This window comes from uncultured Georgenia sp. (genome assembly GCF_937958535.1).
Taxonomy (GTDB): domain Bacteria; phylum Actinomycetota; class Actinomycetes; order Actinomycetales; family Actinomycetaceae; genus Oceanitalea.
This window is the reverse complement of the sequence record NZ_CALGNQ010000125.1, coordinates 21,335-30,845: the sequence shown is the minus strand read 5'-3', so window position 1 is coordinate 30,845 and position 9,511 is coordinate 21,335. Positions and strand designations below refer to the sequence as shown.

Annotated in this window: 7 protein-coding genes and 1 pseudogene; 5 read left to right on the top strand and 3 right to left on the bottom strand. The window is 74.2% G+C overall.

Features of this window, described 5'->3' with window-relative positions:
• From Q0195_RS07380 to Q0195_RS07370, 3 genes and pseudogenes are all read left to right on the top strand, one after another.
• Positions 1 to 101 (top strand): annotated as a pseudogene (locus Q0195_RS07380) (FKBP-type peptidyl-prolyl cis-trans isomerase); the annotation flags it as partial.
• Positions 102 to 210: 109 nt separating this feature from the next.
• The gene (locus tag Q0195_RS07375; RefSeq protein ID WP_299276534.1) at positions 211 to 1,221 is read left to right on the top strand and encodes a hydroxyacid dehydrogenase; all 1,011 of its coding nucleotides are present in this window, start codon (positions 211 to 213) and stop codon (positions 1,219 to 1,221) included.
• Position 1,222: 1 nt separating this feature from the next.
• The gene (locus Q0195_RS07370) at positions 1,223 to 2,524 is read left to right on the top strand and encodes an enolase C-terminal domain-like protein (protein ID WP_299276532.1); all 1,302 of its coding nucleotides are present in this window, start codon (positions 1,223 to 1,225) and stop codon (positions 2,522 to 2,524) included.
• Here Q0195_RS07370 and Q0195_RS07365 read toward each other — a convergent pair.
• Genes Q0195_RS07365 through Q0195_RS07355 form a run of 3 tightly spaced genes read right to left on the bottom strand, consistent with a single transcriptional unit; the run spans position 2,509 to position 5,416 of the window.
• On the bottom strand, positions 2,509 to 3,345 hold the full coding sequence (locus Q0195_RS07365; RefSeq protein ID WP_299276529.1) for an SGNH/GDSL hydrolase family protein: 837 nt from the start codon (positions 3,343 to 3,345) through the stop codon (positions 2,509 to 2,511). The two genes, Q0195_RS07370 and Q0195_RS07365, sit on opposite strands and share 16 nt — an antisense overlap.
• Positions 3,342 to 4,373, bottom strand: coding sequence for a dihydrodipicolinate synthase family protein (locus Q0195_RS07360; RefSeq protein ID WP_299276527.1), 1,032 nt, complete (start codon positions 4,371 to 4,373; stop codon positions 3,342 to 3,344). The genes Q0195_RS07365 and Q0195_RS07360 overlap by 4 nt, the downstream gene beginning before the upstream one ends.
• A complete protein-coding gene (locus Q0195_RS07355) occupies positions 4,373 to 5,416 on the bottom strand; it encodes an NAD-dependent epimerase/dehydratase family protein (protein ID WP_299276524.1) in 1,044 nt (347 codons plus the stop codon). Before Q0195_RS07355 ends, Q0195_RS07360 begins: the two co-directional genes overlap by 1 nt.
• A 159-nt stretch (positions 5,417 to 5,575) precedes the next feature.
• Here Q0195_RS07355 and Q0195_RS07350 point away from each other — a divergent pair, with 159 nt between their 5' ends.
• Both Q0195_RS07350 and Q0195_RS07345 read left to right on the top strand, forming a co-directional pair.
• Positions 5,576 to 6,592 (top strand): LacI family DNA-binding transcriptional regulator, encoded by a 1,017-nt coding sequence (locus Q0195_RS07350; RefSeq protein WP_299276522.1) that lies wholly within the window; start codon positions 5,576 to 5,578, stop codon positions 6,590 to 6,592.
• 209 nt (positions 6,593 to 6,801) lie between these two features.
• Positions 6,802 to 9,297, top strand: a complete 2,496-nt coding sequence (locus Q0195_RS07345) for a hypothetical protein (RefSeq protein WP_299276520.1) — start codon at positions 6,802 to 6,804, stop codon at positions 9,295 to 9,297.
• Positions 9,298 to 9,511: the final 214 nt, after the last annotated feature.

Below are 9,511 nucleotides of genomic sequence, written 5' to 3'. Positions count from 1 at the left end.
TCCCGCCGGAGCACGGCTACGGCCCCCGCGGCGTGCCCCAGGCCGGGATCGGCGGCGAGGACACGCTCGTCTTCGTCGTCGACATCGTCGGGGTGGAGTAGCCCCGGGGCCCGACGCACGGGTCGGGCGCCACGGGACTCGTGCAACCGCTTGCATTCAGGGCGGGACCCTCCCTAGGCTGGCGCGGACAGCCGAGCACGAAGGAGTCCGATGGTCGAGCGCGCCCGAATCTACGCCGCGGTGAGCACCGAGGAGCTCGACCTGCTCTACGCCCCCGCGACCCAGCGGGAGCTCGCCGACCTCGGCGAGCTCGTCGTCGCCGGCGGGAGCGGCCCGGTGGAGGTTCCGGCAGGCGTCGCCGACGAGTACGACGTCCTCATCACCTCGTGGAGCACCGCGACGTTCCCGCCCGACCGGCTCCGTGGCTCCCGGCTGCGGCTCGCCGTCCACTCCGCCGGGTCGGTGCGCAAGCTCTTCCCCCGCGAGGTCCTCATGGACGGCACGCTCCGGCTCGCGCAGGGCGGGTCGGACGCCATGGCCCTGCCGGTCGCGGAGCTGGCCGTCACCCTCACCCTCGCCCTGCTCCGCAACCTGCACACCCACGACCGTGGGCTGCAGCGCACCCGGGACTGGTTCGCCGGCGGCAACGGCCTGCTCGGCAACGGGATCGCCCACCAGCGGATCGGGGTCGTCGGCCTCAGCCGCACCGGCCGTCACTACGTGCGTATGGTCCGCGGCCTGGGAGCGACCGACGTCGTCGCCTACGACCCGTACGCCACGCCCGCAGAAGCCGCCGCCCTGGGGGTCGAGCTCACCGACCTGGCCGCGCTGTGCCGCGGCGTCGACGTCCTGGCCGTCCACGCGCCGGCGACACCGGAGACGCGACATCTCGTCAGCCGGGAGATGCTCGCCCTGCTGCCGGACGGCGCGGTCGTCGTCAACACCGCCCGCTCCGCCGTCGTCGACGAGCCGGCGCTCACCGACGAGCTCGTCGCCGGGCGGCTGCGTGCCGGGCTCGACGTCTTCGACGAGGAGCCGCTGCCGCCGACCAGCCCCCTCCTCGGGCTGCCCAACGTCATCCTCACCCCGCACGTCGCCGGCGGCACGGTCGAGGCACGGTTCGCGCAGGGCGCCACGGTGCTGCGCGAGGTGGCCGGCTTCCTCACCGACGGCACCCTGCGCTTCGAGGTCACCGCGGACGGCTACGACCGGCTGGCCTGACGTGCACGACACTGACATCAGGGCGCGGGACGCCGTCGTCGCCTTCCGCGAGGTGCGGCTCGCCCGCCCCTTCGTCATCAGCGGCCGGCCGATCGACTTCTTCACCATCGCCGAGGTGACCCTCGACGTCGAGACCCGTCACGGGCGGCGGGCCCGCGGCCACGGACAGAGCGTCCTGTCGGTGCCCTGGGCCTGGCCGCACGGCGACCTGCCCGTGCCGGCCCGTGACGAGGTGCTGCGCACGCTGGTGCGCCGGTACGTCGATGCCGCGCTCGAGGCCCCGTGCGCCGACCCCGTCGAGACCTGGCGCCGGCTCACCGCCGACCTCGACGGCGTCCTCGCGACCGCGGCGGGCCCGGGCGCGGAGGCCGTCCCGCGCCTCGCGGGGCTGCTCGCGGTGGGGGCCGTGGACAACGCGCTGCACGACGCCTGGGGACGGGCGGCGGGCCGCTCCTCGCTCGCCATGGCCACCGCGGACCACCTGGCCCAGGACCTGTCCTGGCTGGACCCCGGCCTGCGCGGCACCTTCCCCGGCGACGTCCTCGTCGCGCCGCGGCGGCACCTGGCGGTCCAGCACGTCGTCGGTGTCGGGGACCCGCTGAGCCCGGCCGACGGGCCGGCGGACCTGGAGACCTGGCTGCGCCGGGAGCGCCCGCACCACCTCAAGCTCAAGCTCGTCGGTGCCGACCCGGCCGCCGACGCCGAGCGGGTGGTGGCGGTCCACGACGTCGCGGCCCGGCACCAGGACCGCGTGGTCCTGGCGCTCGACCCGAACGCGGGCTGCAGCGGCCCGCAGGTGGCGCTCCGGCTGCTCGAGGAGGTCGCCCGGCTCTCACCGGCGGCCGCCGCGGCGGTGGACTACCTCGAGCAGCCGGTGGCGCGCACGTCCGACCCGGACGCGGCGGCCCTGCGAGAGCTGTCCGGACGCGTCCCGACCGTGCTCGACGAGGGCTTCGACCGGCTCACCGGGCTCCTCGACCTGGCCGACCGGGGGTGGAGCGGCGTCGTGGTCAAGGCGGCGAAGGGCCAGACCGCGGCGCTCGTGGCGGCGACCGTCGCCCGGGCACGCGGTCTGTGGTGTGTGGTGCAGGATCTCACCGCCAGCTCCTGGGCGCTGGCCCACTCCGCCCGGCTGGTCGCCGAGCTGCCCCTGACGCGCCGTCATCTCGAGCTCAACAGCCGCCAGTACGCCCCGGACTCCAACGCCGACCTCGCGCGGCGGCACCCCGGGCTGGTGTCGGTCCGCGACGGGACGGTGACCTACCCCGACGGGGACGGGACAGGGCTCTACGGCTTCGCGTGAACGGCCTCCGCGGCCGGCTCCAGCCACCCGAGGGCCCGCAGCCGGTCGCGGACGAGCCGGGCGACGAGGTGGTAGCCGACCATGTCGAGGTGGTTGTGGTCGGCGGAGAGCGACGGCGGCTTGCGTCCGGCGGCCTGCTCGGCACGGTCCTCGGCCGTGGCCGTGAGGCCCGTGCGCTCCCACACGTGGGGCGCGGTCAGTGGGCCGTTGACGTCGAGGAAGTGGTCGCCGTACTCGGCCTGGAGCGCGGCGTTCGTCGCCTCCACGCGCCGCTGCAGCTCGGCCGGGGACCCGGTGTTGACGAAATGCCCGAGGACGAGCACGCGGGTACCGCGCGCCGTGAGCCACCCGGCCGTGGCCCGGGTCCGTCCGACCACGTCCTCGGCGCTGTCCCCGTGGTGGAGGTCGTTCTTGCCGATCCACAGCAGCGTGTCGTACGCGGCGAGCTGCGGCCCGAGCAGGGAGTGGAACGGCACCGGCCCCGGTACCGCGACCGGCGGCCCGGGGGTCTCGCGGGTGAAGACGACCTGCTCGGCGCTCGGGCCCAGCACCCCGCGGACGCCCGCAACCGTCCCGGCGACCGCCCGGAGGGACACCGCCTGGAGGTCCAGGACCGAGCGCACGGGCACGCTGCCGGCCGCCGGGAGGACGCCGTCGGGGAGGGTGAGCAGCGGGGGCAGGGCGCCGAGCCGGGCGGCGGTGTGATGCGACGTCTCACCGCCCTTGCCGAGGTTGCGCAGCTCGCGTCCCGTCCCGTCCAGCGCGACCTCGAGGGCGGGGCCGATCCCCTCCATCGACGAGGAGCCCCAGCCGACGATCACGCCAGCCACCCGTCCCGGTTGGCAGCGACGAACTCCTCGTCGAGCAGGTCCGGGTAGCGCGCCCGGACGGCGGCGATGCGCTCGGACTGCCCGGGTGAGAGCACGTCGCGGCCCAGGCAGCGTGCCGTGCGCACCAGGCCCTGCTGGCGCAGGACCTCGTTGACCCCGGGGACGCAGCCGGCGAAGTCGTGGTCGACGTCGAACACCGCCGCGTTGACCTCGACGAGCGCGCTCGCCTGCACCATGAGGTCCAGCGGGACGGAGCTCGAGGCGACGGCGGCGCCTGCCGCAGAGACCAGCTCGACGGCGGCCCGCGTCCCCACCGCCCACTGGCCCAGGAGGCCGCCGGTCGCGCGGACCTCGCGCTCCTCGCCGTCCACGGTCGCCCGGTACGGGGTGAGGAGGTCGTGGACGATCGCGTCGTCGTTCCCGGTGAGGACGACGACGTCGCGCCAGCGGTCGTGCGCGAGCAGCGTCTGGACGACGTCACCGGTCCGGTACCGGTCGAAGGGGGCGGTCTTGACCGCGACGACGGACTCGAGGTCGAACAGCGAGCGCCAGTAGCTGCGGCTCAGGCGCAGCCCGCCCACGGAGTCCTGGAGGTAGAAGCCGATGGTGGGGATGACCTCACCGACGGCAGCGGCGCGTGCGAGGAGCGTCGCCTCGGTGCGCTCGGCCATGCCCCAGGGGCTGAGCAGGGCCGCCTCGTAGCCGAGCTCGACGGCCAGCTCGGCCTCGGCCACGGCCTGCCCGACGTCCCCGGTGATCCCGGCGACGAGGACGGGGGAGCGGCCGCTCGCCCGGGCCTCCCCGGCCGCGAGCTCCCACACCTCGCGCAGCGCACCGCGGTCGTCGTGCAGCTCGAACTGGGTGGTGTGCACGCCGACGGCGAGCCCGTGCGCCCCGGCCGCCAGCTGGTAGCGGGTGATGGCGCGCTGCGCACGCAGGTCGACCGCGCCCCGGTCGTCCAGGGCGAGGGGGTGGGCGGGGATGACGACCCCGCCGGCCAGGCGCTCGTGCAGGCCCATCAGAACCTCCCCTCCCGCTGCTGGAACTTCGTCGCCTTGCCGAGTTGGCGGCCGCCGTCGGCCACCCACCGGCTCACCCAGCGCACGAGGCGGCGGAGCGGCACCGAGGGGTAGCCGTACCGCTCGAGGCACTCGGCGGCGTCGGACAGGAGGGCGTCGGAGGACTCCTCGCCGACGAGGTCGACCTCCATGCCCATGTCCTCCGCCAGCCAGGTGGCCAGCCGCCGGACGGGCACCGTCTCGGGCCCGGTGGCGTTGAGGATGTGCGGCGGGGTCGCCGCGAGCTCCAGGGAGCGCAGCGCCCAGGCGTTGACGTCGCCCTGCCACACGACGTTGACCGCCGGCATCGTGACGTCGACCGGCTCGCCGTCGGCGATCTTCACCGCGATGTCGGCGATGACGCCGTAGCGCAGCTCGCAGGCGTAGTTGAGCCGGAAGATCGTCGTCGGGGTGTTCCACGTGTGGGCGGCGCTGGTGAAGATGCGTTCGCGCGCCAGGCAGGACTGGGCGTACTCCCCGACCGGCAGCGGCTCGTCGGTCTCCACCGAGCCGCCGTAGGAGAGCGGGGTGAGGGGGTAGACGTTGCCGGTGGAGTACACCACCGAGGGCACACCGCGGTAGCGGTCGGCCACCATGGCCGGCATGGCGGCGTTGGACCACCAGGTGCGGTGCTCCTGGCCGGTGGTGCCGAACTTCATCGCGGCGAGGTAGAACATCGCCGCGGCGTCGGGCAGCTCGGCGTAGGACTCCGGGTCCGCCAGGTCGGCCGACCGGACGACGATCCCGGCCTCCTCCAGCTGCTCCCGGACGGCGGCGTCGGAGAACCGGGAGACGGCGATGACCCGCGCGCTGGAGCCGACCGCGTCGAGCGCCCGGCGTGCCATGAGGGACATCGAGGGCCCGATCTTCCCGCCGGCACCGAGGAGGACGATGTCCCCGCCGGCCGCGGCGAGCGCCTCCCCGACGCCCGGCGTCGGCTCGGACAGGAGCTGGTCGAGTGCCGCCTCGTCCGTCGGCTCGGAGGCGTGGGCGATGGTCGTCATGGGGTCTCCTCGGTGAGCGAGCGGTCGGCGTCGGGCGTCCCGGGCGTAGAAAAGCATTTCTCGTGCCCCCGACGGTAGGTGAGGCGGCGCGGTGCCGTCAAGGTGCGCCGTCCGGGACCGGTGTCCGGTGCCCGGCAGCAGGGGAGCTACGCTCGCCGCATGGCCGTCAACCTCAGGGACGTCGCCAAGCGCGCCGGTGTGTCCGTGCCGACGGCGTCGCGGGTGCTCTCGGGCAGCGACTACCCGGTGCTTCCCGAGCTTCGCCGGCGCGTCGAGGCCGCCGCGCAGGAGCTGGACTACGTCCCCAACGCCCAGGCACAGGGGCTGCTGCGCGGGAGTGCGGGGACCATCGGCGTCCTCGCCGGTGACGTCGGCGACCCGTACTTCTCCGAGATCGTCAACGGCATCCACGCGGTGGCCACCGAGCGGCAGCTGCTCGTGACCATCTGCCACACCGAGCGCGACCCGGAGCGCGAGCTGGCCTACTTCCGGATGCTCCAGTCCCACCGGGCCAGCGTCGTCATCGTCGCGGGGTCGGGGCTGCAGGACGAGCGCTACCGGGAAGGCATGGCCGCCCGGGCCCGCTCCTTCCGGGCGAACGGCGGGCGCGTGGTCGCCATCGGCACACCCGTCATCGACGTCGACCGGGTCCTAGTGGACAACGAGGCCGGGGGCCGGGCGCTGGCCGAGCACCTCGTCGGCCTCGGGCACCGCACCGTCGGCGTGCTCGCCGGCCCCGCGAACGTCGGCTCGACCGCCGAACGTGTCGGCGGCCTGCGCGCGGTGGTCGAGGCGGCCGGCGGGCGGGTCCGGGTCCGCCACGGGGCCCCGACGCGTGACGACGCGTACACCGGGGCGCGGGAGCTGCTCGCCGCCCACCCCGACGTCACCGCCGTCGTCGGGTCGGCCGACCAGCTGGCGATCGGGGCGATGGCCTACCTCCACGACCACGGCCGGGCCGTACCCGGTGACGTGTCGGTGGCTGGGTTCAACGACATCGCCGTTGCGGCCGACCTTCGTCCGCCGCTGACGACCGTGCGCCTGCCGCTGCGCGAGATGGGCGGCGCGGCGCTGGAGGTCGCGCTCGCCCCGGCCCCGGAGGACGCTCCGGTGGTGCGCAGCTTCGGTGTCGAGCTCGTCGTGCGCGGCTCGACGGCTCCGGTGCGTCCCGAGTAGGCGCGCCGTTCCCCGACCCCGGCGCGGCCTTCCGCGACCCTGCAAGCGGTTGCCGGAATCGCCCGATCTCGCTAGTGTGCGACGCAGCCATCTTGCAAGCGATTGCAGATCCGGTGCTCCGGACCGACCGTGCCGGGACTCGTCGACGAGTCCCGGCACGTAACCCTCCGGCCCGAGGTGCCGCCTGACGCTCCGACGAAGGGGTTCGCATGACGCACACGACCGGCACGGCGAGCACGGCCCGCAGGCGGGCGGCAGGAGGGGCAGCCGCCGTCCTCGCCGCCGCCCTCCTGTTCGGGCATGCCCCAGCGGCCGCTGCCTTCGAGGTCTCCGCGGCGGACGGCGTCGTCGTGACCGACCTCGGCCCGGCGATCTCCACCGCCAACGTCCGCAGCGCCGAGTTCGGCACGCTGCCGGACGGCACCGACGTCGTCTTCGCGCTGTCCAACGGCTCCCCGGCGACCTTCAGCGTCGTCGACATGAGCGGCGAGCGGCTCTTCGCCGACGAGCTCGACGGGTACACGCTGGGCGGGTTCGCCACCCAGGCGGAGGACGGGACGGTCTACTTCACCGCGCGCAACGGCACGTCGGCGGCGCTGTTCACCTTCGACCCCGCCACCCGGGAGACCACCGAGCTCGACGTCGACCTCCAGGGCCAACGGGTCCTGTACGAGGGGACCCTCCTGGACGACGTCCTCTACTTCGGCACCTACCCCGACGCGATGCTCATGGGCTACGACACGGCCGCTGGGGAACTGCGGAGCTACGGCAGCCTGACCGACGACGCCGCCTACGTGTTCTCGGTCGGGGTCGTGGGCGACGAGGTCTGGGCCGGCACCGGTCCGGTCCCCCACCTGTTCCGGGTGGACCCGCAGACCGGGGCGACATCCGAGCTGCTGCCGCCGGAGCACGTCATGGACAACACGAGCTGGTTCATCGGCATCGAGCAGCGCGATGACCACGTCTTCGTCCGCCTCTCCCCACGAGGCACGTACGACATGGCGGTCTACCACCTGGCCGAGGAGCGCTGGCTCGACGTCATCATCGAGGGCACCTTCGACACCCCCGTCACGCCGGTCGTCGACGGCAAGGTCTACTACCTCGCGGGCAGCGTCCTCACCGGCTTCGACCTCGAGACCGAGGAGGTCTTCTCCACCGGGTTCGAGGACTCCTGGGTCCACGAGGCGACCGCCGACGCCGTCGGGACCTACGAGCTCTCAGTCGTCGCGGCCGACGACGAGGCCTGGGGACCGACCATCGCCGGGATCAACACCGACGGCACCATCTGGAGCTACGACGTCGCGACGCGGGAGGGCGAGCTCGTCCCCGCCGACGTGCTGGGCTCACCCGCGGGCGCGCACTCGATGGGCGTAGGGCCGGACGGCGCCGTGTACCTGGGTGCCTACCTGTCCAGCGGCGCGATGAGCCGGATCGACCCGGTCACCCAGGAGATCGAGCACGGCCGCGGTCCGAAGCAGGGGGACGCGATCATCAGCCACGGCGACCAGCTCGTCATCAGCTCCTACCCCGGCGCCGGGGTGCACGTCGGACCGGTGGACGGCGGCTGGGACTGGAGCCGCCTGGAGCAGGTCATGCAGCTCGAGCGGGGCGAGCCATACTTCCAGGACCGGATCTTCGCCATGGTCTCCACCGGTGACCGCATCGCCGTCGGCAGCGTGCCGGACTACGGGCGGCTGGGCGGCGCCCTGACCGTCCTCGACCCCACCACCGGTGAGTTCGAGGTCCACCGCAACGTGGTCCAGGACCAGTCGGTGACCGCACTGGCCCACCGGGACGGCCTCGTCTTCGGCGGGACGTCGATCCACGGCGGCATCGACAGCGAGCCCACCGCCTCCGCGGCGGAGGTCTTCGTCTGGGACGTGGCCGCGGCAGAGCTCGTCACCAGCGACGTCGTCGTCGACGGGGCGACCGTCGTCGACCAGCTGACCGTCGGACCCGACGGCCGGGTCTGGGGCCTGACCGACACCGGCGTCGTCTTCGTGCTCGACCCCGACACCCACGAGGTGGTCGAGCACGTCGCGACCGGTCTGCGGACCAGCAACGTCTGGGGCCGTACCACCTCGCTCTACCTCAACCCGCACGACGGCGCGATGTACGGCAACGCCGGAGGAGCGCTCTTCCGGATCGACCCCACGAGCCTGGAGCTCGAGATCCTGGTCGACAGCGGGGTCCGGGAGTCGGCCGTCGACAGCCGGGGTCAGGTCTACTTCGCCGGGTCGGTGAACGTCCACGCGCTGACACTGGCAGTCCCGGCACCCGAGTGCGACGTGACGGTCACCGGCGACCGGCGGGGACCGCTGCGGGTCGCCGAGGGCACCACCTGCGTGACCGACGCCGACCTGCGGGGCCCGGTGACCGTCGCGGCCGGCGCCGGCCTCGTGGTCACCGACTCGCAGGTCCGCGGCCCGGTCCGGGCCGACGGCGCGGACCTCGTCGAGATCACCGGCACCGACGTCCGCGGGCTGGTGAGCATCGCGCGGACCACCGGCCGGGTGGCCGTCGTCGCCAACGACATCGCCGGACCGGTCACGGTGAGCGACAACACCGCCGGCCACGAGGTCGTCGTCGCGGCGAACACGGTCCGCGGGCCGCTGTCGTGCACCGGCAACCGCCCGGCGCCCGTCGGGGGCAGCGAGCCCAACAGCGTCACCGGCCCGGTCCGCGGGCAGTGCGTCGGCTTGTGACCGGCCTGCACGCGCGCTGACACCCGACGTCGGCGGCCGGACTGGGCACCGTGCCCGGCCGCCGACGCCCGGCGGGGGCCGGCACAGCCGCTCAGCCAGGATCGAACAACAGGGGGAACCATGCTCAACCACAGCGGGCGACGCGTCGCCGCACTCACCACCGCGACCTTGTCTCGTGACACCGCAACCGCGGCCGTACCGACGGACGAGGGAC